The 24,524-nt window shown below is 61.1% G+C and carries 11 protein-coding genes and 2 pseudogenes; 6 read left to right on the forward strand and 7 right to left on the reverse strand.

Annotation, left to right across the window (positions count from 1 at the left end; genetic code table 11):
* Complete coding sequence (locus tag BLU37_RS20105; RefSeq protein ID WP_090208048.1) at positions 1–495, reverse strand: hypothetical protein; 495 nt, start codon at positions 493–495, stop codon at positions 1–3.
* Positions 496–865: 370 nt separating this feature from the next.
* Entirely contained in the window at positions 866–1,873 is a 1,008-nt protein-coding gene (locus BLU37_RS20115; protein WP_090208053.1) for a DNA-binding protein, read from the reverse strand.
* Positions 1,874–2,050: 177 nt separating this feature from the next.
* Between BLU37_RS20115 and BLU37_RS20120 the strand changes: the two genes are divergently transcribed.
* The 3 genes from BLU37_RS20120 to ahpF all read left to right on the forward strand — a co-directional run bounded on the left by BLU37_RS20120 (position 2,051) and on the right by ahpF (position 5,524).
* Positions 2,051–2,995 (forward strand): site-specific integrase, encoded by a 945-nt coding sequence (locus tag BLU37_RS20120; RefSeq protein ID WP_090208056.1) that lies wholly within the window; start codon positions 2,051–2,053, stop codon positions 2,993–2,995.
* Positions 2,996–3,127: 132 nt separating this feature from the next.
* On the forward strand, positions 3,128–3,691 hold the full coding sequence (gene ahpC / locus BLU37_RS20125; RefSeq protein ID WP_029533995.1) for an alkyl hydroperoxide reductase subunit C: 564 nt from the start codon (positions 3,128–3,130) through the stop codon (positions 3,689–3,691).
* 267 nt (positions 3,692–3,958) lie between these two features.
* Positions 3,959–5,524, forward strand: a complete 1,566-nt coding sequence (ahpF, locus tag BLU37_RS20130) for an alkyl hydroperoxide reductase subunit F (protein ID WP_090208061.1) — start codon at positions 3,959–3,961, stop codon at positions 5,522–5,524.
* Positions 5,525–5,616: 92 nt separating this feature from the next.
* Here ahpF and gloA read toward each other — a convergent pair whose 3' ends face one another.
* The 4 genes and pseudogenes from gloA to BLU37_RS29975 all read right to left on the reverse strand — a co-directional run.
* Entirely contained in the window at positions 5,617–6,150 is a 534-nt protein-coding gene (gene gloA, locus BLU37_RS20135; RefSeq protein ID WP_090208065.1) for a lactoylglutathione lyase, read from the reverse strand.
* A 638-nt stretch (positions 6,151–6,788) separates the two neighbouring features.
* Positions 6,789–7,148 (reverse strand): histone-like nucleoid-structuring protein, MvaT/MvaU family, encoded by a 360-nt coding sequence (locus BLU37_RS20140; RefSeq protein WP_090208068.1) that lies wholly within the window; start codon positions 7,146–7,148, stop codon positions 6,789–6,791.
* Positions 7,149–7,398: 250 nt separating this feature from the next.
* A pseudogene (locus tag BLU37_RS20145) lies at positions 7,399–7,764 on the reverse strand (EAL domain-containing protein); the annotation flags it as partial.
* 63 nt (positions 7,765–7,827) lie between these two features.
* Positions 7,828–7,929 (reverse strand): annotated as a pseudogene (locus tag BLU37_RS29975) (LysR family transcriptional regulator); the annotation flags it as partial.
* A gap of 284 nt (positions 7,930–8,213) precedes the next feature.
* Between BLU37_RS29975 and hppD the strand changes: the two are divergent.
* Positions 8,214–9,290: a 4-hydroxyphenylpyruvate dioxygenase gene (gene hppD / locus BLU37_RS20150; protein WP_090208076.1), complete on the forward strand. Its 1,077-nt coding sequence runs from the start codon at positions 8,214–8,216 to the stop codon at positions 9,288–9,290.
* Positions 9,291–9,450: 160 nt separating this feature from the next.
* Here hppD and BLU37_RS20155 read toward each other — a convergent pair whose 3' ends face one another.
* Entirely contained in the window at positions 9,451–10,092 is a 642-nt protein-coding gene (locus tag BLU37_RS20155) for a DUF1345 domain-containing protein (RefSeq protein ID WP_090208079.1), read from the reverse strand.
* A gap of 370 nt (positions 10,093–10,462) precedes the next feature.
* Between BLU37_RS20155 and BLU37_RS20160 the strand changes: the two genes are divergently transcribed.
* Entirely contained in the window at positions 10,463–11,665 is a 1,203-nt protein-coding gene (locus BLU37_RS20160; RefSeq protein WP_090208082.1) for a substrate-binding domain-containing protein, read from the forward strand.
* A 212-nt stretch (positions 11,666–11,877) separates the two neighbouring features.
* Positions 11,878–24,423 carry a filamentous hemagglutinin family protein gene (locus tag BLU37_RS20165; protein WP_090208087.1) on the forward strand — a complete coding sequence of 4,182 codons (12,546 nt, stop codon included), beginning with the start codon at positions 11,878–11,880 and terminating at the stop codon, positions 24,421–24,423.
* The last annotated feature ends 101 nt before the right edge of the window (positions 24,424–24,524 follow it).

Consider the following 24,524-nt stretch of genomic DNA (forward strand, 5'->3'; position numbering starts at 1 on the left):
TTAGAACTGGCACAGAGCAATGATCTGCTCGATAGTGCCCCGAAAGTACGGAAAGGCAACGCTGACGGTAATCATCCCCAAGTACCATTGGATGAGTCGGTTTTTCGAGTTGAGGCCCTTGATGGCGGCCTCCAGGTGAGCACCTCTTGCGTCGATGACGTCTTCTGGTTGATCGATTGGCTCAACCTCGGGAGTGTCAAGGGGGTTGCTTTCGACAGCAGCGCAAGCCGTCTCGAGCGTTTGCTCCTTCGGCAACTGACGTTCGTTGAGCAGCTCGTTGATGGAGAGGCTCAAGATCTCGATCTGTTTGCCTTGTCGTTCAAGCAGGGTATGCAAGCCGTTGTTCTTTTCATCGAGTGCAGCCCGCAGGCGTTGATGGGAGCCACGAAACTCGCTCCCTACATCCGCAATCGACTGCTTCAGGTGTTTTTCAGTGCCTTTCAGGTCCGATGTGAACGCCGCCAGTAATTCATGCAGCGATGCTGTTACATCCATGGTGCCTCCTTTTTCATTCGAGAACGACGGAGACACCACCTGACGGCTGAGTCTCCGTCATGGGGGCGTGGTGTATTCGGTCGGCGAGGGCATCGTCGACTGTTCGCGCTTCCGAATACTGAGCGAACTTCAGGCGATCAATGTGCATGCGCACACCGTGGCCTCAAAGATCGCGACCACGTGGGCAGGTGCTGTCGACGACAGCGAACCAGAGCAGATGATTGATCTGGCGCGGCTAGCCAGGCTAGTCGGCGATTGCCAGGCCTTGCATGGGAAAAGGCGACTTATCCTGATGCGATGGGCTCGTGCCGGCGTCAGAAATCAGCAGCTTGTAGGGCGTATCCGGTCCCTCCATAGGAACAGCCCTTAATCAGGCTTTATCCGCTGACTGGGCAGCAGGTGTTTCGGCCTGTTTTTCAGCAGCCTTGACCAACATGGCTTCGATCTCCAGCACCTTGAGTTCCAGCGTCTTGTTCGCGGCCTGTTGCTGCTCTGCGCTCTGGCTGAGCTCTTGATTTTCCTGCAGTGCCACTCGCAGGCGTTCCTGGAGGAGGGTGCGTTCGCTTTCCTGGGCCGAGGCGCGGTCTTGCAACTGCTCCTCGCGCTTGCTGCTCTTGTGCAGTTGCTCCTCAAGCTGCCTGGCTTCTTTGGCCAGGCCCCGGCTTTCCGCCAGCAGGCGTTCGTTATCCCGATGCAACTGGGTGATTTCATCCTGGCGTACCAGCGCGCTCTGCTGGGCCTGACGCAACTCCATCTGTACCTGCTGCAATTGCCCTTCGTGACGCCGTTGCTCCTGCTCGCGTTGTTCGCGGGCGGCGTTGCGGAAGTGCTCCAGGGCGTCGCGGGCGTGCTGGTGCTTGTCTTCCAGGGAGCGTACTTGCGCCTCTTTGTCCGCCAGGCGCACCTCGTGGTCGCTGCAGGCCTGGGTCAGGCCGGCGTTGCGGGTCTGCTCGGTCTGCAGCATCGAGCGGGTGGTGTGCAACTGTTCGGTTTCCTGGGCCAGGGCCGTGCCCTGCACCTCGAAGTCGTGCTGCAGTTTCTGCAACTGGCGGGAGAGGGTGCCCAACTGTTCCTTCCACTCGCTTTCCTGCTGGCGATGCCGTGCCTGTTCCAGTTCCAACGGCTCGCGGGCCTGCTCCTGCAGGCGGCGGGCGAGGCGGGTGATCAGGTCGGTCAGTTCGTCATCCAGGTTTTCCCCGGCCGCCGCCTGGCGCTGGTCGCTTTCGTCCAGTTCCTTCAGATAACGATGGATGGTGGTTTTCGAGCCGGTATTGCCCATTTCGATGCGTACCGCATCGATGCTGGGGTATTCACCGCGGGCGAGGATCGCCAACCGTGCCGTTTGCACCACCGCCTTGTTCACGCCGCCGCGAGCCATCTTCTCTCCTACGATTTCGTACTGTGTTACGTATCATGTAATTACATAGCATAAATATAAAAAATACAAAGCAATTTTCTGATTTTTTCACATGGGATATAGTGGTATTACCCCGTGTGAGAGAGGCTTTTCGCTTTTTTCACGGTTTCTTCCGTACACCTGCCGGGATGTTTGTCCATGAGCGAGCTGGATCGTTATCTGCACGCCGCGACGCGGGACAACACCCGTCGCAGCTATCAGGCTGCCATCGAGCATTTCGAAGTCGGTTGGGGAGGCTTTCTGCCGGCCACCAGCGACAGCGTGGCGCGTTATCTGGCGGCCCATGCCGGCGTGCTGTCGATCAACACCCTCAAGCTGCGCCTGTCGGCCCTGGCTCAGTGGCACAACAGTCAGGGTTTTGCCGACCCGACCAAGTCGCCGGTGGTGCGCCAGGTGTTCAAGGGCATTCGCGCGCTGCATCCGGTGCAGGAGAAGCAGGCCCAGCCGCTGCAGTTGCAGCATCTGGAGCAGGTGATCGCCTCATTGGACGGCGAGGTGCAGGCGGCGCTGGCGCTGCAGGATCGGCCGCGACTGCTGCGTGCGCGACGCGATACGGCATTGATCCTGTTGGGCTTCTGGCGCGGTTTTCGCAGCGACGAGTTGTGCCGGCTGGAGGTGGGCAACGTGATGGCCCAGGCGGGAGCCGGCATCACTCTTTATCTGCCGCGCAGCAAAAGCGACCGTGACAACCTCGGGCGCCGCTATCAGACGCCGGCGCTGCAACGGCTTTGCCCGGTCCAGGCCTATATAGAGTGGATCAACTGCGCGGCGCTGGTGCATGGGCCGGTGTTTCGTGGCATCGACCGCTGGGGCAACCTGGGAGAGGAGGGGCTGCACGCCAACAGCATCATTCCACTGTTGCGCCAGGCCCTGGGGCGCGCCAGTATTGCCGCCGAGCACTACACCAGCCACTCGCTGCGCCGGGGTTTTGCCACCTGGGCCCATCGCAGTGGTTGGGATCTGAAGTCGCTGATGAGCTATGTCGGCTGGAAGGACCTGAAATCCGCCATGCGCTATGTCGAAGCCAGCCCATTCGAGGGCATGAGCCTGGCCGTCGAGAAGCCGGTTGCGCAGGAGTCATGAGATTTCTTCTATTAATATCGTGGGCTTATAGCGAAAACCAATCGTGTACATCAGCTTTGCCAATGAGCCAGATCGCAAAAGAATGGCTAGGATTCTCCCATCAACTTCTCAACCCCTGACGGAGAGTCAACGATGCCTATCATCAACAGCCAAGTTAAACCGTTCAAAGCCACCGCTTACAAGAATGGCGATTTCGTCCAGGTTTCGGACGCTGACCTGAAAGGCAAGTGGTCTGTCGTGTTCTTCTACCCAGCCGACTTCACCTTCGTCTGCCCGACCGAACTGGAAGACCTGGCTGACAACTACGCCGAGTTCCAGAAACTGGGCGTCGAAATCTACAGCGTGTCGACCGACACCCACTTCGCCCACGCTGCCTGGCACAACACTTCGCCAGCCATCGGCAAGATCAAGTACACCATGATCGGCGACCCGACCCTGACCATCTCGCGTAACTTCGACGTGCTGATCGAAGAAGCTGGCCTGGCCGACCGCGGTACTTTCGTGATCAACCCTGAAGGCCAGATCAAAATCGTTGAACTCAACGATGGCGGCGTAGGTCGTGACGCTTCCGAGCTGCTGCGCAAGATCAAGGCTGCTCAGTACGTTGCCGCTCACCCAGGGGAAGTCTGCCCAGCCAAGTGGAAAGAAGGCGAGGCCACTCTGGCTCCGTCCCTGGACCTGGTCGGCAAGATCTAGGTTTTTACGAGAACGACCTGCGCGACAATCAGGCTGCGTTGAAAACAGGTTTCGGAATGCTCATGCAGGCTCCTGCATTCCGATTCCCCGCCTGTTTTGCCTGACCTGATCGCCGCTCGGCAAGTGCTCGCAAGGAACTCAAGACCATGAGTCAGTCAAGGGCGGTCGTCCGCGCTTCATAAGTCAGCCGCACCGCCCAATAACGCCCGGGTGGTATCCACCTGGGCGTTGTTATTTCTAGCGTATTGAAAAAGGGAAATCGCCCGCATGTTGGACGCCAATCTTAAAGCCCAGTTGAAGTCGTACCTGGAACGGGTTACGCAACCGATCGAGATCGTCGCCTCCCTCGATGACGGCGCGAAATCTCGGGAAATGCTCGAGCTGCTCCAGGAAGTCGCCAGCCTTTCCAGTCACATTACCTTGCAGGACGACGGTACCGATGTGCGCAAGCCATCGTTCTCGTTGAATCGCCCGGGAGCCGATATCAGCTTGCGTTTCGCCGGTATCCCCATGGGCCACGAATTCACTTCGCTGGTGCTGGCCCTGCTGCAGGTTGGCGGCCACCCATCGAAGGCCAGTGTCGAAGTGATCGAACAGATCCGCTCGCTCAAGGGTGAGTTCAACTTCGAGACTTACTTCTCGCTGTCCTGTCAGAACTGCCCGGACGTGGTCCAGGCGCTGAACCTGATGGCCGTGTTGAACCCGAATATCCGCCACGTCGCCATTGACGGTGCGCTGTTCCAGGATGAAGTCACCGAGCGCAAGATCATGGCCGTGCCGAGCCTCTACCTCAACGGCGAAAACTTCGGCCAGGGGCGCATGGGGCTGGAAGAGATTCTCGCCAAGCTCGATACCGGGGCTAGCGAAAAGCAGGCGGAAAAACTCAACGCCAAGGACGCTTTTGACGTTCTGGTGGTCGGTGGTGGCCCTGCCGGTGCTTCGGCGGCGATCTACGCAGCCCGTAAGGGTATCCGTACCGGTGTCGCGGCCGAGCGTTTTGGTGGCCAGGTGCTGGATACCATGGCGATCGAGAACTTTATCTCGGTCCAGGAAACCGAAGGGCCGAAACTCGCCCGCGCCCTGGAGGAGCACGTTCGCCAATACGAGGTCGACATTATGAACCTGCAGCGCGCCAGTGCGCTGGTGCCGGCCAAGACCGCCGGTGGCCTGCACGAAGTGCGCTTCGAAAGCGGTGCGAGCCTCAAGGCCAAGACCGTGATCCTCGCCACGGGTGCCCGCTGGCGCGAAATGGGGGTGCCGGGAGAGCAGGAATACAAGGCCAAGGGTGTGTGCTTCTGCCCGCATTGCGACGGTCCGCTGTTCAAGGGCAAGCGTGTCGCGGTGATCGGCGGTGGCAACTCCGGTGTCGAGGCGGCTATCGACCTGGCCGGTATCGTCAGCCACGTGACCCTGCTGGAATTCGACAGCAAGCTGCGCGCCGATGCCGTGCTGCAACGCAAGCTGTACAGCCTGCCGAACGTCAATGTCATCACCAGTGCACTGACCAGTGAAGTCAAGGGTGATGGCCAGAAGGTCACCGGTCTGGTCTACAAGGATCGCGATTCGGGTGAGTTCCACACGGTCGACCTGGAAGGGATCTTCGTGCAGATCGGTCTGTTGCCCAACACCGACTGGCTCAAGGGTAGCGTCGAGCTGTCGCCACGGGGTGAGATCATTGTCGATGCGCGGGGTGAGACTTCGCTACCGGGGATCTTCGCAGCCGGTGACGTGACCACCGTCCCGTACAAGCAGATCATCATCGCGGTGGGTGAGGGGGCCAAGGCTTCGCTGAGTGCCTTTGATCACCTGATCCGCACCTCGGCGCCGGCCTGAGGGTAAATGCTCGCACCGCCAGCTCCTACAGGGCGGCGGTGTAAAAAAGCCCCATGGATCACTGGTCCATGGGGCTTTTGCGTTACAGCGCCTTATTCGGCGTCTGTCAGCGGCGTCGGCTGGATGATTTCAACCCAGTAGGCATCCGGGTCCTTCACGAACGCCAGGTGCTTCATGCGGCCGTCGCTCAGGCGTTTCTGGAATTCGACGCCCAGGCTCTCGAAGCGCTCGCAGGCGGCGCGGATGTCCGGTACCGAGATGCAGATGTGGCCGAAGCCACGCGGGTCGGTATTACCGTTGTGGTAGGCAAAGTCCGGATCGTTTTCGGTGCCGTGGTTGTGGGTCAGTTCCAGGATGCCGGGAATCGACTTCATCCATTGCGTGCGTTCGGCTGCGTCGGCAGGGATCTGTGCCTTGTCGACCAGTGCCAGGAAGTACAGGCTGAATTCGGCTTCGGGGAAGTCGCGCTTCTCTACCAGGGAGAAACCCAGCACTCGAGTGTAGAAATCCAGGGACTTGGTCGCATCCTTGACACGCAGCATGGTGTGGTTGAACACGAAACCCTGGGTGGCGGCATCGGGTTGGGCGGTAACGCCAGGGAAGGTGTTCAGGTCGTGCAGGCTCATAAGCCCTCCGCGAAGGTGATGGAATGGTGGTCGCTCTCCAAGGTACCAGCCTGGGCTGGTCGGCGTCGGACCTGTGAAAGGGATGATACGGAAACCGGACTCAAGCTCCAAATCCGTACGGTTCGGATTTTACGGGGCGGCTGAAAACCAAAGGTAATAGCGGGCTACTTCAGGTGCGGGGGGAGGGCTATATGAAGGGCCGGATAAATATCGCAGGCATAAAGAAGCCCGCCGAAGCGGGCATTGGGGCGCTAATCCTTTAGCAGCCTTCATCCTGTAAGAATCGATGTGAAAAAAATGTGAAGCGCTGTTTTTTGTCCGACCGACGTAATAGAGGTGAGGCTGTTCGTTTAGGTGTGTAGGGAATTTTTTACAAGCAGGTTGCGCCGAGGGCGCTGTTCGATATGTCCATCTGCTTGTTTTTACTTACTGGCGAACTGTCATTAGTTGGTTGAAAGATGAAACTTTCGCAGGGGTTGAACTGTTTTGAACGTTATCTGTCACGGTGAGCCTTTTCGCTCCGGCAGGCACTGTTGGGCAAGAGTTGTGCTGTCGTAGGGGGTGAGCCGTTTATGGGGCGCTGTTATATCCATGAAAAAACCCTGCATAAGCAGGGTTTTATTTCATCGGTTGGGAAGTTAACCGCGTACCCAGGACTCGACAGTGGCGGCACCGTATTGTTCTTTCCAGGCCTTGAGGCCACGGTGATTACCGCCTTTGGTTTCGATCAGTTCGCCAGTGTGCGGGTTCTGGTAGACCTTGACCACGCGGGCACGGCGCTGTTTGGGTGCCTGGGCAGAGCGGCCGGTGCCCGCATGCGGATCGAGGATGGCGATGATGTCCCGCAGGCTTTTGCCGTAGTGCGCCATCAGGTCATGAAGCTTCTTCTCGAACTCGATTTCCTTCTTGAGCCCGGCATCGTTCTTCAATGCTTCCAGCTGGGCGAGTTGTTCTTGAAGGGCTTTTTCTGCAGCACGGAACTCAGCGAGTTTGGACAAGATTCTTACTCCAATAGTCTATTTGGTTGTGGGCAACCTGTAACAAAGAGACAAGCCGGCGCTTGCAGCCGATCCGATCAGACGTTGTCGGGAACGCCTGGAATGCTGGGGATCATTATTGATAAGCCAGAAGCTTTCCCGTCGATGTACTGCAGGCAGGAAAAGTGTAGTAGTTATTTGCCAAAGAGTAAATCATGGAAATAAGTCGACAGCTGTCGCCCGAATTGAACAGTTATCTTCGCGGCAGGTGTTAATCGCCGGTCTGCCGTCTCTGGCTATTGAGGAAATCTACTGCCGACAAGGGCTTGTCAAACAGATAACCTTGCAGGAAACCTACGCCGCGTGCAGCCAGGTAATCGCGTTGCTCGGTTGTTTTCACACCTTCGGCGACGATGGCCAGTTCCAGCTTGACGCTCAGTTCGATAATGCTGTCGAGGATAGGTCGCGAGAGGACATCGGCACCGATCATGGCGACGAAACTCTGGTCGATCTTCAGGTAGTCGAGGTTGAACTTGCGCAAGTAACTGAGACTGGAGTGGCCGGTGCCGAAATCGTCGATGGCGATCATCACGCCCAGATCGTGCAATTGTTCGAACAGTCGCTGGGGCATGTCGCTGGGCCGATCAACTCGCCCTCGGCAAATCCAGGCAGGATAGTCAGGGCTGAGGCATTCGCACACTCAGCGGTCATTGCCGCAGGTTGCCAGGTCGATGAACGCTCGGGTCGCGGGGGAAACCGAGCGACGATCAAGTACGGCGAGGCCAATCTGGCGGGTATTTGCCTGTGCAACCGGCCGGTAGCGCCTTTGCCGGCTGGATGTGAAAAGTGATACGGACAAAACGGGTTACGCCATGTAGAATCTGCTTACGCATATAAGAATAATGTCTTCTGGCGACAGAAGCTTCGCCCTGAGAGACTGGGTTCAATGAAAAGACTCGGGTTCAAACTGATCTATGGTGATTTCCTTGCCCGCAGCGTGCGAGGGGTTTCCTGTGCGCCACCTTCCAGCGTCCGTATCGACAGCAATCAACCGACCGTTACTGATTGATAGGATGAGGCGCCACCATGACAGATATCTTTGAAAACCCGATGGGCCTGATGGGCTTTGAGTTCATCGAATTTGCATCCCCGACCCCGAACACCCTGGAGCCGATCTTCGAGATCATGGGCTTCACCAAGGTCGCGACCCACCGTTCCAAGAACGTGCACCTGTATCGCCAGGGCGCGATCAATCTGATCCTCAACAACGAGCCCCACAGCGTCGCTTCGTACTTCGCCGCCGAACATGGTCCGTCCGTCTGCGGCATGGCCTTTCGCGTGAAAAACGCCCAGAAAGCCTATACACGTGCTCTGGAACTGGGTGCCCAGCCGATCCATATCGCTACCGGTCCGATGGAGTTGAACCTGCCGGCGATCAAGGGCATCGGTGGTGCGCCGCTGTACCTGATCGACCGTTTCGGCGAGGGCAGCTCGATCTATGACATCGACTTCGTCTACCTCGAAGGTGTCGACCGTAATCCGCCAGGCGCGGGCCTGAAGATCATCGACCACCTGACCCACAACGTCTATCGCGGGCGCATGGCCTACTGGGCGAACTTCTACGAGAAGCTGTTCAACTTCCGCGAGATCCGCTACTTCGACATCAAGGGCGAGTACACCGGCCTGACGTCCAAGGCGATGACCGCACCGGATGGCATGATCCGCATCCCGCTCAACGAAGAGTCCTCCAAGGGCGCCGGGCAGATCGAAGAGTTTCTGATGCAGTTCAATGGCGAAGGCATTCAGCACGTGGCCTTCCTTACCGACGACCTGGTCAAGACCTGGGACCATCTGAAGAAGATCGGCATGCGCTTCATGACCGCGCCGCCGGACACCTACTACGAGATGCTCGAAGGCCGTTTGCCGAACCATGGCGAACCGGTCGAGGAACTGCAATCGCGCGGCATCCTGCTTGACGGTGCTTCGCAAGAGGGCGACAAGCGCCTGCTGCTGCAGATCTTCTCGGAAACGCTCATGGGGCCGGTGTTCTTCGAGTTCATCCAGCGCAAGGGTGACGATGGTTTCGGTGAGGGCAACTTCAAGGCGCTGTTCGAGTCCATCGAACGTGACCAGATTCGTCGTGGTGTGCTGACCACCGAATAATCCCGGGTTCCCACAGGGACCGCGCCGAAAACAGGTGTCTTGCACACCCCTGATCCTGCAGGAGCAGGTGGTGCGGCGATCCGACTTGCCCGCGAAGCTTTTAGCGCCCTTGAGGCCGCCTTCGCTGGCAAGCCGGCCTCCTGCAGTGCTGGCCAGCCACTCAGCCAAACAACCCCGCCGCAATATTGATCGAAAACCCCAATATCGCCGTATTGAACACAAACCCGATCAGCGACTGCGCCAGCACCACCTTGCGCATCGACCGGGTCGCTACCCCGACATCCGACGTCTGCACCGCCACGCCAATGGTGAAAGAGAAGTACAGGAAGTCCCAGTAGTCCGGATGTTTCTCTCCATCGGCAAAACGCAACGGCGGCTCGTCTGCGTCTGCCAGATAGAACTGCCGCGCATAGTGCACGCTGAAAATCACTCCGATCAGCAACCATGAGCCGAGCACCGTCAAACCGGTAAAGGCGTAGTGCCAGGCCCTGGCCTGCGGCTCCAGTGCCTTGCCGCCCGCCAGCTCGACCGTGATCGCCGCCAGGCTGGCAATGGCCGCGATCGATACGATCAGCAGCACTGTTCCGGCATTCTCGTCCTCGCGTTCGACGAACCGCTGCACGTCTTCGGGTCTGGAGCGCACGGTCAGCCAGAGCATCATGGCCAGGTAGGCCCAAACGGCGGTGTTCCAGCCGATGAGCACTTTGGTCAGTAATGGGCTGATCGGCACCAGTACCCCGGCGGTCAGGCCGAGGAGGGTGGCGATGGTCAGGCGTGGATGGGTTCGCGCAAGATGAGGCATGAATGAGGGCCTGAAAGTTTTTGGATTTCCTGCACCCTGGCAGGTGCAACTACGATAGAACTCGGGTTCCCTGTTCTGTCATATCCGCAAAGTGGCTTCCCGTTTCCTGTCGCCTGTAGCGCAGGGCTCTTTGCCACTCCCGAAAATACCGCGAACTTGCGGTAAAAAACAGCGAAAACACCCGATAAATAATTTGAAAATCCATCGCGTTCACCCGAGGTTTTTTCCTTTATCTGTCACCGGAAGTTGAGAACTTCTGCTCCATGGCCTCAGCCCACAAGTCGTCTGGAACTAAGGCGACGCATCGAGCGCCATGGCGTCACGAACGAGCAAACACTCAACGTACGAACACGACGAAAGGAGATTCTTCATGTTTAAGCGCAACGCTCTGGCAGTTTCCCTGACCCTCGCCGCCCTGTGCACCGCACAAGCTGCAATGGCTGACCTCAACGGTGGCGGCGCCACTCTCCCACAACCGCTGTACCAGACTTCCGGCGTACTGACTGCCGGTTTTGCTCCTTACATCGGCGTGGGCAGCGGCGCAGGCAAGGCAGCCTTCCTGAACAACGACTACACCAAGTTCGTGGCCGGTACGACCAACAAGAACGTGCATTGGGCAGGTAGCGACTCGAAACTGACCCAGGCTGAGCTGGATGGTTATGTTACCGCCCACGGCGCTGCCTGGGGTCCGCTGATCCAGGTTCCATCGGTTGCCACTTCGGTTGCCATTCCTTTCAACCTGGCTGGCGGCAATAGCGTCAACCTGACCGTCGACCAACTGTGCGGCGTGTTCTCCGGTCGTATCGCCAACTGGAGCACCATCGTTCCAGGCGTCAACAAGAACATCCAGATCGTTTACCGCAAAGCCAGCAGCGGTACCACCGAGCTGTTCACCCGCTTCCTGAACGCCAAGTGCTCGGCTGCAACGGAAGGCGGTACCTTCGCGATCACCACCACCTTCGGCACCAGCTTCTCGGGTGGCCTGCCATCCGGTGCTATCAGCGCCGACCAGGACGTGCCAGCTCAGGCTGACACCAGCGCCGGCGTCATGGCTTCGGTCAACGCCGTTGAAGGCCGTGTGACCTACATGAGCCCTGACTTCGCCGCTACCACCCTGGCCGGTCTGGATGATGCGACCAAAGTGGCCAAGATCAACGGCCTGTCGCCAGCACCTGCGAACGTGTCGTCCGCTATCGCCGCCGTACCGGTTCCAGCTGCCGCCAACCGTTCCAACCCTAACGCGTGGGTGCCTGTCTTCGCTGCTGCTGCCAGCTCGACTGACCCAAGCGTCGTAGCCTATCCATCCTCGGGTTACCCGATCCTGGGCTTCACCAACCTGGTCTTCAGCCAGTGCTATGCAGACGCTACCCAGACCAGCCAGGTACGTGACTTCTTCACCCGCCACTACGGTGCCAACGCTGCCAGCAACAACGACGCCGCCATCACCGCCAACCGCTTCGTGCCGCTGCCAGCTGCCTGGAAAGTGGCTGTTCGCAGCAGCTTCCTGACCGCGACCAGCGCCCAGTACATCGGCAACACCAGCGTCTGCAACACCATCGGTCGTCCGCTGTAACCCTCGCTTCAAAGACTGGCAATACCCGATCAGCAACGGCCCTGCCGTTGCTGATTTTTTGCATGTGGGAGCAGGACTCCCGGCAGATGAATTTTCCATGACAGAAGTTCGGTCGCGACCTTCTGTAACCGCCTATCCGGTAATGAGCAACGCCCCGCCACCGATCGGGTCATGCGTTGCAGCCCTTTGCACGACTTGAAAAGGATGGAGTGATGCTGCGCTGCAAACCCTCGGCAAGACTCAATGCCCGGCGTCACGACGATGCCTCTTCGATCCTGCGGCTCAAGCCTCTGGCCCATGCCATCGCCCTGTTGATGGTGACGGGCAGCGCCCAGGCGGAAACGGCGTTCAGTTCGGCCTGGTTCACCAACAAGGGGGCCAACCTCTCGGCCACCGCAGCGCGCAACAACAGCGGGCAGATTCCGGGTATCCCGACCCTGTCGGAGCAGAGCCGTGCCAACCAGCAATTGCAGCGCTCGCTGAGCAATCTCAACAACACCGTGGCCGCCATCGCTGCACAGCAGGCGGCCCAGGCTGCCGGTCGCCAGGCGGCGCTCGGTCAGTTGAGCAATATTCCCGATGGCCTGGGCAAGGGCGGCCTGCAGGTCGACAACAGCCTGACTCAGGGTTGGCTCAACGCCAAGGCGCCGACCCAGACCCAGACCGCTGGCAAGACCACGGTGAGCATCGAACAGACCGCCGACAAGGCGATTCTCAACTGGGAGACCTTCAACGTCGGGCGCAACACCACGGTGGATTTCCAGCAGCAGTCGAACTGGGCGGTGCTCAACCGCGTCAACGACCCGCTGGCGCGCCCCAGCGAAATCCAGGGCCAGGTCAAGGGCAATGGCACCGTGATGATCATGAACCGCAACGGTGTGGTCTTCAGCGGTTCCAGCCAAGTCAACGTGCGTAACCTGGTGGCCGCTGCCGCCACCATCACCGATGACCAGTTCACCCAGCGTGGTATCTACGTCGACACCAATGGCACCCAGCCGACCTTCACCGATGCCGCAGGCAAGGTCGAGGTCCAGCGCGGGGCGATCATCCAGACCCTGGCGCCCACGTCTTCGACAGAGTCCGGCGGTTATGCGCTATTGCTCGGCGCCGAAGTGGAAAACGCCGGGACCATCGTTACCGCCAAGGGCCAGACGACCCTGGCTGCGGGCGACAGCTTCTACATTCGCCGCGGCGTCGGTACCAGTGGCAACCCACGTTCGACCACCCGTGGCAACGAAGTGGCGACTTCGCTGAAAACCGGCAGCACCGCCGGCAAGGTGAGCAACAGTGGCCTGATCATGGCCTCCACCGGCGACATCACCCTGACCGGGCATCAGGTGCAGCAGAACGGCGTGGCACTGGCGAGCACCTCGGTCGATACCCGCGGCACCCTCCACCTGCTCAACGCCGCCACCGACACCTCCGGCAGCGTGACCCTGGGGCAGGGCAGCAGCACCGCGATCCTGCTGGAAAATACCGATGCCACCGCCCTCGACAGCCAGCGCAACAATGGCCTGAGCGGTCTCGACGGTTTGCCGAACACGATGATCAGCGGGTTCTTCAATAATCTGAGCACGGTCAGTGATCGCACCGATCAGTCGCGGATCGAGATCGTCAGTGGCGGCAACGTCGATTTCCAGAACGGCTCCATCACCCTCGCCACCGGCGGCCAGGTGGCAGTCAGCGCCGCCCAGCGCAGCCTGGTGCGTGACGGTGCGGTGATCGACGTCTCCGGCGCGGTCGGCGTGAAGGTCTCGATGGAATCCAACAACATCAAGATCAACGTACAGGGCAACGAACAACGTGACGCACCGGTCAATCGTGACGGTGGCAAGCTGATCAACAATGATGTCTGGGTCGACCTGCGTGAGCTGGTGTTCGTCCCGGCGGGCACCAACGGCTATGCCACCGACCGCTGGTACACGGCCGGTGGCTTGTTGGAGGTGGGCGGGTATCTGGGTACCCAGGGCCACACTGTCGGTGAGTGGATGGCCCAGGGCGGGACGCTGACTTTCACCGGCAAGGATGTGGTGACCCAGCAGGGCGCGCAGTTCAACTTGTCTGGAGGCACCGTCGACGTGCAGTCCGGTTATATCCAGCAGACCTGGCTCACGGGGCCCGATGGTCGGCTGTACGAACTCTCCCGTGCGCCTGGGGACATTCTCTATTCCGGGATCTACAAGGGCTTCGAGTCCAGCAGCGCCCGCTGGGGCCAGACCGAGTACTTCTACAACCCGATGATTGCCCAGCAGCAGCGCTACGAGTCGGGCTACACCGTGGGCCGTGATGCCGGCAAGCTGGTGATCGGTACCACCAATGCGGTGCTGGAAGGTCAGATCGTCAACGAGGTATTCAAGGGCGACCGTCAGAACCAGGCGCCGAACCTCAACCTCGATGGTTACCAGCAGTCACGCAACGCCGTTGCCCAGCGGGCGCAACTGATTTTCGGCAAGTACACACCGATCTATGACAAGAAGACCGGCACCCTGCGCTACAGCCTGGATGCGGTCGCGGACCAGGTGCAGATCGGCGAGGACGTCGAGCAGATTGCGGCCGGGCTTGACCTGGGCACCGCGTTGCCAGCCAATCGCCAGGGCACGATGTACCTGGATAGCGATCAACTCAATGGCTTTCAGCTCGGCGCCATCAAGGTGGCGGCCAAGCAGCAGATCCAGGTCAATGGCGACCTGAGCGTGGGTAATGGCGGTGATATCACCCTGTATGGACCGCAGGTTCGGGTCAATGCCAACCTGAGCGCTCACTCCGGTAGTCTGCATCTGGGCAACGTGCTCAATCAGGTGGACTCTTCAAACCCGACCCAGGGTGTCATCGGTCAAATCACTCAGCCCCCTTCCGGCCAGAAGGCCGTTGTCGATATCAGCAGCGGTGTGAAACTTGATACCAGCGGACTCTGGAGCAATTTGGCGCTGGATGGCGACAACAGTCGGCTGCCTTATATCAGTGGCGGCTCAGTTTCGGTGCTCAGCTCCGGCGATGTGAATCTTCGGGCGGGAGCTCTGGTCGATGTGTCTTCCGGGGCCGCCATTCTCAATAATCGCAAGCTCAGCGGCGGCAAGGGAGGCGACGTCACGCTCTCTGCAAATCTCGGTAACTCCACGGCTGTGGGCGAGCTGACGCTTGACGGTGAACTGCGCGGCTACGGCGTCAACGGGGGTGGCACCCTGAAGCTGCAGGCCGGCAAGGTGCAGATCGGCGACAGCTCGACGCCGGCAGCAGCGGGTACCCTGCAACTGGCCGGCGACTTCTTCAACAAGGGTTTCTCGGCCTACGATATCACCGCAAATCAGGGGCTGATGGTCACCGAGGGTACTCAGGTCGACGTCACCCTGCCGGTCTATCGGGTCGATGGGCAGGCAGGCGGCACACCATCGGGGGTATCGCCCTCGACGCTTCTGGAACGCTGGACGCCTGATCTTTACCAGAACGACGCCGCCAAGGGTGTGCTGACACAGCGCAGTGGTGCCAGTCTGAGCCTTAATGCGGGTACGAATACATCCAGTGCTGCCGACATGGCCAGTACCGTATTGAGTGTCGGCCGTGGTGCGGTCATCAATGTCGATCCTGGCCAGGCTATCGTCCTGAATAGCATCGGCCAACTGACGCTGGATGGCACGTTGAACGCCTGGGGCGGCAAAGTCAGCCTGGGGGCGATCACCACAGGGAATTCGGATCAGGTCAATGCCATCGGCCATGGTCGCTCCATCTGGGTCGGTGAGCACGCCCTGATCGATGTGGCGGCCAGGGCAGTGACGGCGACCGATGCCCGTGGCCGCGTCTACGGACAAGTCCGCGATGGCGGCAGTATCAGCCTCGGCGGTACGTTCGACCCCTCGACCGGCAAGGCCCAGGCTGCCGATCTGTTTCTGGTGGTTCGTGAAGGTGCGCGGCTGGAAGCCTCCGGCACCCAGGCGATGCTGGATGTATCAGGCCAGGGCCGTACGCGGGTTGCCAGCAATGGCGGCAGTATCACCCTGGCCTCGAACAACGGCCTGTACCTGGATGGCAGCTTCAATGCTCGATCCGGTGGGGAGGGGGCGGCGGGCGGTACGCTGTCGGTGGTCCTGCAGAGCCAGGAATACCTGAAGGCATTTGCCACGAACAAGGTGCTGAACTACCGGGAACTGGTACTCAGCCAGAACCATCAGGCCAATGTGTTGCCGGCTTCGGCCGAGGATGCCGCGGGTATGTTGACCTATGGTCAGGGTCGTTTCGGCGTGGACCAGTTCGAGGCAGGAGGCTTTGATAACCTGACGTTGTTCAGCAATGGTGTGTTGAGTGTTGATGGCGATGTGACGCTGTCCGCGCGGCAAAGCCTGCAGCTCTATTCCAGCTACCTTGGGCTGACGAGCAATGCTGCAGATCAGGCAAGGGTGCGCCTCTCCAGCGCCTATCTGCTGCTGGGGGGGATGCTCGGTTCGTTGGGGAAAGAGAGTTACGTCGTTCCCAGTCTGGTCGGAACGTCGGTGGCTCCGTTGGGGCATGGCGTCTTTTCCGCAGACGCGAACCTGATCGATGTACGAGGCAACGTCATCTTCGGTCTCAAGAGTGCAGTCTCGTATCCTGGACTACCGTCAGTGGCCCTTGAGCGTCGCGGTTTCGATCGGGTGGAACTGACCAGCGCCGGCGACTTGCGATTCCTGGCAGGCGCCAGCGGGACCGATCTGGCCTCGGGCTCCAACACCGGCCTGTCCACGGCAGGCGACATGACGTTGCGAGCTGCCCAGCTGTATCCCGCCACGCAGGTCAGCGCCAGCATCATGGCTGGGGTCAAGGGCACGGGGACCAGCGGAATGATTTTTGATCCGTCGCGGACCTTGACCATCGCCAGAGTCGGCGATGCCGAAGCATCGATACCTTATTCCGCGTTTGGCCGGCTGCAGTTGGGCGCAGCCGTCATCAAGCAGGGTGGGGTCGTACGTGCCCCACTGGGGTTGATCGAGATCGGCACCATGGGCGACTCGACCCAGGGAGGGGTGAACAGCGTCGAACTCCTGCCTGGCAGTATCACCTCCGTCAGTGGCAAGGGCCTGGTGCTGCCGTATGGCGGTACCTTCGATGGTCAGACCTATTACTACAATGGCAAGGCCGTGGAGTTCCTCGGGCAGGGTGGTGTGCCCACCGCCAACCGTGGATTGCAGGTGGGTGTCGCGTTGGGTGGCCAGTCGGTGTCGGTGCTGCCCGACGCCACCCTGGATCTGTCCGGCGGTGGCGACCTGCTCGGTGCGGGGTTCATTTCCGGACGTGGCGGTTCCACTGATGCGCGTTTCAACCCGTTGGTGCAGTTCGGTGCCGACGGCAGCTTCCTGTTGCCGGGGCTGGCGACCAACCCGATCTATGCCATCGTGCCCGGCGCTCAGTCGGGCTATGCGCCGGTATCACCGGAGGGTGGTGCGGTCGATCCGATGATGGGTCAGCAGATTACTATAGGAGCGGGTGTGTCTGGTCTGCCTGCGGGCACCTACACCCTGATGCCTTCCACCTATGCGCTGCTGCCTGGGGCTTTCCGGGTCGAGCTGAACGGCCTGGCAAGCGGCGGCACGTCGGGCGGTACGCAGCTGCTGCGCAACGGTTCCTGGGCGACTTCGGGCCAACTGTCGATTGCCAACACCGGTATCCGTAACAGTGTCGCCAGCCAGATCATCCTGACTTCCGGTGACGTTCTGCGACGCTATTCGCAGTACAACGAAACCAGCTATGCGCAGTTCGCTATTGCGGACGCGGCCCGCCTTGGGGTGCCGCGTGCCCTGCTGCCGATGGATGCCCGCACGCTCAAGCTGGAGTTGGAAAAAGGAGCAGGGGAGAAAGCCTTTACCTTTGAAGGGATCGGCAAGTTCGACGCAGCCGAGGGCGGTTATGCCGGTACGGTGGCGGTGTTGGGCCGCAACGGCTCCGCGCTGGAAATCGTTGGCGCCGGTCGCCAGGCCACGGCGCAGTTTGACGGTGTGACCCTGGATGCACAGAGCCTGAATGCCCTGGGAGCGGGGCGCATGGTCATTGGCGGGTTGCCGACGGTGACCTATGGGCAGGGCGGCAACTACATCACCCTGTCGAAACTGTCGAGCAGCATCGCCATGCGCGACGGCGCCAGCCTGGGAGCGCCGGAAGTGTTCCTGGTCAGCGGTTCCGGCGACATCCTGCTGGAGCAGGGGGCCTCGATCAACACGCTGGGTTATGGTAACGCCGCCTACGATGCCCGCAACGGCTTCATCTATCAGGTGGGCAACATGCTTGCCGTCTCCAACGGTCTGCTCAATGTCGTCAACCTGCCTGAGGGGCAGACGGCGGTGACGGGCGGGATCCAGGTCGGTACCTGTGTCCTTGTCTCGTGCACTGGCCAGACTTCGCTGTATTCCAACGGCAGCATCGCCGCGGTGACGCCGACGGCCTTCCAGCTCGACGACAAGGTCCGCTACGGCACCCGCCACCTGACCCTGGCCCTGAACACTATCAACGTCGGCACGCCTGAGGCGCTGGCCGATGCCGTGGCCGGCAATCGGCTGCCTGCCGGCTTGACGCTCAACCAACAGCTGATCGATCGCCTGCTGCAGGGCGATACCCAGTCTGGTGCGCCCGCCCTGGAGACCTTGCAACTGTCGGCGCGTGATGCGTTCAACTTCTATGGCACCACGACGCTCGATACCTACGATGCACAGACCGGCAAGTCGCGCCTGAGCAATCTGATGCTGTCCACTCCGGCGATCTATGGTGCCGGGGTCGCTGGCGACGTTGCTAGCATCCATACCGCCAACCTGATCTGGCTGGGTTCGGACAAACCGGCCGGCTCGGTGATCGCCGGTGGCGCGGGAACCGGCAGCGGACGCCTGGATATCAATGCCGAACGCATCGAGTTCGGTTACGGCGCCTTTGCCCAGCCCAATACGGTGAAGAGCTTCGACCGCCTGGTGCTCGGTTTTGCCGACGTCAATCTCAGTGCCAGCGAACGCATCACCGCCAACCACAAGGGCAGCCTCTCGGTCTATCAGAGCCAGGGTGCCTACGAGGCTGGCAAGGGCTTCCAGTACAGCGGTGGCAACCTGAACATCCTGACGCCGCTGATGACTGGAGAGGCCGGCTCGGTGAACCGCATTACCGCTGGCGGCGCGATTGACGTTTCGTCGTCGGGTGCCGCGGTGGGGGATGTGAGCGGGCAGGGCGCCGAACTGGCCCTGCAGGGCAGCAGCATTCGACTGGCCAGCGCCGTGGTGTTGCCCAGCGGCAAGGTCAGCCTGGGCGCGACCGGGGATGTGGTGTTGACCGATGATGCCCTGATCGATGTGGCCGGACGGGCCATTGCCTTCAACGATGTAACCAAATACGGCCCTGGCGGCAGCGTCAAGCTGGAAAGCCGCAACGGCAATATTCACCTGGCAGCGGGTTCACGCCTCGACCTGTCGGCCAAGTACAACCAGGCGGGGACCTTGAGTGCGGTGGCACTGGATGCGTCGGCCGGTCTCGTTGACCTGCAAGGGCGTATTCTCGGCGCCAGCAGTGGTTATTACGATGCGGGCGGCACCCTGATGCCTTACACAGCAGGCGGCGTCGAGATCCAGGCCCAGCGGTTGGGCACGACAGGAACGCTCGATGAGCAGTTCGCTGTGCTCAACCAGCGGCTGAATGATGGACAGGTCAGCGGTTCGCGCAGCTTCCAGCTCAAGCAGGGCGACCTGACCATTGGCGACGGGCTCAAGGCGGGGGACGTGACCGTTTCCATCGACAACGGCAGCCTGCGGGTGAGTGGCACCGTCGATGCGAGTGGCGAGCGGGTTGGCAGCATTCGCCTGTCGGCGAAAAACGGCCTGACTCTCGATGGCACTGCCGTATTGGACGCACACGGCACGCGCTTGCGGGTCGACAGCTACGGCAAGATCATCGACTCGCCGAACCGTGCGATCGTCGAACTCAACTCGGGCAGTGGTCAGCTGACTCTGGGCAGCGGTGCACGTATCGATTTGCGCCATGGTACCGAGGTGGCCCTGGGCAATCTGCCGGGCCAGAACGATGGCCGCGCCCGTGGCACCCTGGAGTTGAATGCTCCGCGCCTGGGCGGCGTCACTGGCGGCGATATTGCCATTGATGCCAGCGGTCCGCTGACCATCCAGGGCGCACGTTCGATCGCCGTCAACGGTACCTGGCGCTATGACGATGCGGCCTATGGTACTGATCCGGCGGCCAGCGGCCGTCCCTACCAGATCATCGACCAGGCCTACCTGGACGCCAAGCACCTGCAGAGCACCGCGTTCATCAATGCGGCCCTGGCCAATACCAGCCTGATGCAGGGCAAACTGGCGGGCTTGAACAACACCACCTACGCCGATGCCTTCCATCTGCGCCCAGGCGTGGAGATCGTCAGCGCGACGCCGGACGGCGACCTGGTGGTGCAGGGCGATATCGATCTGTCGGGTTATCGCTATGCCAGTGTGAATCCGAACACCCGGAAGACCGGGGTCTACGGTTCTGGCGAAGTCGGTAGCCTGACTTTCCGGGCCGGTGGCGACCTGAACATCTACGGCAGCATCAACGATGGGTTTGCGCCCCCGCCGGCGACCCAGGACGACAAGGGCTGGACCTTGCTACCGGGCATCGACATCAATGGCGGCGATACCATCGTACCGGGAGCCGGGGTGACGTTGGCCGATGGCACGACCTTCCCAGGTGGCGTCACTCTCAATTACGACCTGCCGATAAAGGGTTTACAACTGGCGCCTGGAACCCGTCTGCCCGTCTCGGCGACACTCGACCAGGCGCTGTCGCTGCCGGCGGGAACCGTGTTGGCGGCAGCGGTGCGCGATGCCTCGGGCAATCTCCTGTTTGCCGCCGGTACGTTGTTGAGTCAGTCCCAGACCCTGGTGGCGGGCACGCAACTGGATGCCGGCAGCATTCTGCCGATGGCGGCCAACTTCAAGGCTCTGACCTGGCCCAAGGGCGTGCCTTTGCCAGGCGTTGCCGGTACGACGCAGACCGTTGTCCTGAATGGGGACCAGGTTCTGTCTCGTGGCGCCCTGATTCCTTCGGGTACTGAGGTAAAACTGCTGGCGGGTGTGGAGTCGATACAGTTGCGTCCCGAGGTCTCCGGTCGCCAGGGTCAGATCTGGGCCGTTGCGCCGATGCTGGCCGAAGGTTCGCAGTCCTGGTCACTGCGCCTGGTGGCGGGCGCCGATACCGAAGCGGCCGACAGCCGTATCGTCCAGCCGCACCCTGTCAACGGGGACCTGCACCTGGCCGATACGCATTACGGGATGTTCGGCAAGGCCAAGGCGGGCGGTTATATCTGGACCGAGGAGGGCTCGCTGAACTGGGCTGGCGATACCAGCCTGGTCGGGCAACCTATCGATTTTGATGCCATCGGTTACCCTGGGCTATGTACCGACAATCCGACGTTCTGCAAGGCCGCCACCAGCTATGTCTGGACCGAGGAGGGCTCGTTGAACTGGGCGGGTGATACCAGCCTGGTCGGACAGCCCATCGATTTCGATGCCCTTGGTTATCCTGAACTGTGTACAGACAATCCGACATTCTGCAAGTCAATCGGCCAGTCCGAGTTGGTTGCCGGTAGCCAGCGCTTCAGCGTGATACGTACTGGCACGGCAGATCTTGAGTTGCTGGCAGGCGGCAGTCTGAAAATGGACTCGCTTTACGGCGTTTATACCGCTGGCAACTCATCGACAGCCACCTCCGCCAGTGACCCTTACAACCAGGCCAGGGCGCGAGGTACCGGCGGAACAGTCCTGGGCGATGCATTTGGCGGCTACGAGGACCTGGTCAATAGCAGTGCCACTAGCGTTTACCGTGCCTGGTATCCGGACTCTGGCGGTAACCTGACGCTCAAGGTGGGAGGGGATCTCACCGGCAATATCATGGATCGTGTCTTGACTGGGCTGGGACGGCCCAACTCGGCTGATCTGGGCTATGACACCGCGAATATTGGTAACTGGCTCTGGCGTCAGGGCAGTGGCAGCGTCAATACGGGGGGGCAGGCACAGCCAACCGCCTGGTGGATCAACTTCGGGACCTACACCAACACTGCCGCATTGGGCGGCAGCGGCGCCGACCAGATGGTGGGTTTCACCGGGTTCGGCACCCTGGGCGGCGGGGACGTCGATGTCCAGGTAGCGGGCGATGCGGGCCTATTGGCTTCAATGTCCGGGGCGGCGTTTGCCACGTCGATCAATCCGCGCAGCCAGGGCCTGGTTCTCGCTGTTGGCAGCACTGGGCGGGTCGCAGGCGATGGTAGCGTGCAGATGACTGGTGGCGGCGATCTGAACCTGCGGGTGGGTGGCGCGTTGAACCCTGCCAGCACTATCACCCAGGGGCAGCAGAACGGTTTGCTGGTCGACCTGCGGGGGCATGTCCAACTCAATGGCGCGTCGATGGGCAGTGTGGCGTTGCACTACGGCAACCAGGCAACAGACCAGGCACCGGGTGAGGTCAGGGCTTATGATCCGACGGTCGCTACTCGCGCCCTCTCGGCTGGCGGCATGACCCTGGTTCCTGGGGATGCCACGTTCAATCTGTCCACCCTGGGCGATCTGGTGGTACAGAACGTGCTGGATCCGGGCAGGGTCTCCCTGATGAATGCCACGCCTTTTGTCAGTGGCGGCGTCAATGGTGCGGGCCAGAGCTGGTTCACCCTGTGGACCGGGCATACGGCGATTGATCTGTTCTCGGCGGGTGGCGACCTCACACCCTATACCCTTGGCACCGCAACCGATGCCGCGGTGGTCTACCCCTCCATCCTGCGGGCGGTCGCTGCCAGCGGCAGTCTCTACTATGGCAAGGCTGCGACGAGTCAATTGAGGGACCCCGAGTACAAGGCACCTCTGCTGTTGGCACCCTCGGCGACCGGTGAACTGCAGTTCCTGGCCGGTGATTCCATCTATGCCAGTGGATTCAGTGTCAGCCGTTCCGGCGCCGCCGCTGAAACCATGGCTACGCCTTGGCGCCCGGCATTCGCGGGCCTGATCAACGGCAGCATGGTCACCAACGGCAACAACCTGTCGACGGATGGCAACACGGCTCAGGCTCCGGCTGTATTGCCCCTGTTCACCTTTGGCGCCGAAACCGCCTCTGACACCATGGCTGCAAACAGTCTCCCTTCGCGATTCTACGCGCTCAACGGCGACCTGCTGGGCGTCACCAGCGGCCGAATCATCAGCTTCCAGGGAACGGGCACTCCACGTTTTGGCCAGACCTGGTACGAAGGCGCCGGCCCGGTGTGGATGATGGCCGGCCGCGATATCGTCAGCAGTGGTACCGCGTTGGGCAGCAGTGAGTCAGGTGCTACCGATATCAATAAATACACCAGCACCGGCAACCTGTTCGTGCACAACAACCCGAATGATGTCTCCATCGTTTCCGCCGGCCGCGACATCCTCTACAGCAACTTCACGGTGGCGGGTCCCGGTACCCTGGAGTTGACGGCCGGGCGCAATATCCTGATGGAAGACAAGGCCAGCATCACCAGCATCGGTGCGGTGGTCCCTGGCGACAGCCGTCCGGGCGCCAGTATCGTGATGCAGGCCGGCTTCGGCGCGAATGGCGCGGACTACCTACGCTTTATCCAGACCTACCTGAACCCGGACAACCTGGCGCAGGCCGGCCAGTCGCTGAGTGGCGGCAAGGTGGCCAAGACCTACGAGGCCGAACTGGTTGCCTGGCTGGCCGAGCGTTATGGCTTCAGCGGTACTGCGCAACAGGCGCGCGCCTACTATGCGGCCCTGTCGCCCGAGCAACAGCGGATATTCGCCCGCGATGTCTACTTCGCCGAACTGAAGGCGGCGGGGCGCGAGTACAACCAGGCTGGCGGTCCACGCCAGGGCAGCTACATCCGCGGTCGCGAGGCCATTGCCTTGCTGTTTCCACAGACCGACGTGGCGGGCAACCCGATCACCTACCAGGGCGATATCACCCTCTTCGGTGGCGCGGGTGTGCACACCGATTTCGGCGGCAATATCCAGATGCTCACGCCGGGCGGTGGCCAGGTGTTCGGGATCGAGGGGGTGGCGCCACCGTCCACGGCCGGGGTCATCACCCAGGGGGCGGGCGATATCCAGCTCTATTCCCTGGACAGCATTCTGCTGGGCCAGAGCCGGATCATGACCACCTTCGGCGGCTCGATCATGGCCTGGTCGGCGGCTGGCGACATCAACGCCGGGCGCGGTTCGAAGACCACCGTGGTCTATACGCCACCCAAGCGGGTCTACGACAACTGGGGCAATGTCACTCTGTCGCCCTCGGTGCCGAGCACCGGTGCGGGGATCGCGACGCTGAACCCGATTCCGGAGATCGCGCCGGGCGACATCGACCTCATCGCGCCGCTGGGCACCATCGATGCCGGCGAGGCGGGGATCCGTGTGTCGGGCAACGTCAACATCGCGGCCCTGCAGGTGGTCAACGCGGCGAACATCCAGACCCAGGGCAAATCCTCGGGTGTGCCGATGACCGCCTCGATCAACACCGGTGCCATGACCTCCGCCAGCTCCGCCGGTGCAGCCGCCTCCCAGGCGGCCGAAGATGCGGCGCGCCAGCAGCAACAGGCCTCGAAACAGGATCGGCCGTCGATCTTCACCGTCGAGGTGCTTGGCTTCGGCAGTGAGCCGGTGGCACCGAGTCGCGACAGTGCCAGCCACACGCCAGCCTACAACCCTGACAGTCCGGTCCAGGTCCTGGGCGCCGGCCCCTTGAGCGAGCAGGCCAAGTTGCGCCTGACCGACGAGGAGCGGGGCAACCTGACCTTGTGATCACCTGAAGTTCCTCCTCTCGGGCGGCCTTGATGGCCGCCTTTTTTTGCCCGGCGTTTTATCCAGCCACTGCCCGACTCCTACAGAGGGGAGCGAGGCGC

Origin of the sequence: Pseudomonas asplenii (genome assembly GCF_900105475.1) — a bacterium.
Lineage (GTDB): Bacteria > Pseudomonadota > Gammaproteobacteria > Pseudomonadales > Pseudomonadaceae > Aquipseudomonas > Aquipseudomonas asplenii.

Coding starts and splice junctions, on each gene's coding strand:
- BLU37_RS20105 (WP_090208048.1), bottom strand. CDS start 495: ATGGATGTAACAGCATCGCTGCATGAATTACTGGCGGCGTTCACATCG.
- BLU37_RS20115 (WP_090208053.1), bottom strand. CDS start 1,873: ATGGCTCGCGGCGGCGTGAACAAGGCGGTGGTGCAAACGGCACGGTTG.
- BLU37_RS20120 (WP_090208056.1), top strand. CDS start 2,051: ATGAGCGAGCTGGATCGTTATCTGCACGCCGCGACGCGGGACAACACC.
- ahpC (WP_029533995.1), top strand. CDS start 3,128: ATGCCTATCATCAACAGCCAAGTTAAACCGTTCAAAGCCACCGCTTAC.
- ahpF (WP_090208061.1), top strand. CDS start 3,959: ATGTTGGACGCCAATCTTAAAGCCCAGTTGAAGTCGTACCTGGAACGG.
- gloA (WP_090208065.1), bottom strand. CDS start 6,150: ATGAGCCTGCACGACCTGAACACCTTCCCTGGCGTTACCGCCCAACCC.
- hppD (WP_090208076.1), top strand. CDS start 8,214: ATGACAGATATCTTTGAAAACCCGATGGGCCTGATGGGCTTTGAGTTC.
- BLU37_RS20155 (WP_090208079.1), bottom strand. CDS start 10,092: ATGCCTCATCTTGCGCGAACCCATCCACGCCTGACCATCGCCACCCTC.
- BLU37_RS20160 (WP_090208082.1), top strand. CDS start 10,463: ATGTTTAAGCGCAACGCTCTGGCAGTTTCCCTGACCCTCGCCGCCCTG.
- BLU37_RS20165 (WP_090208087.1), top strand. CDS start 11,878: ATGCTGCGCTGCAAACCCTCGGCAAGACTCAATGCCCGGCGTCACGAC.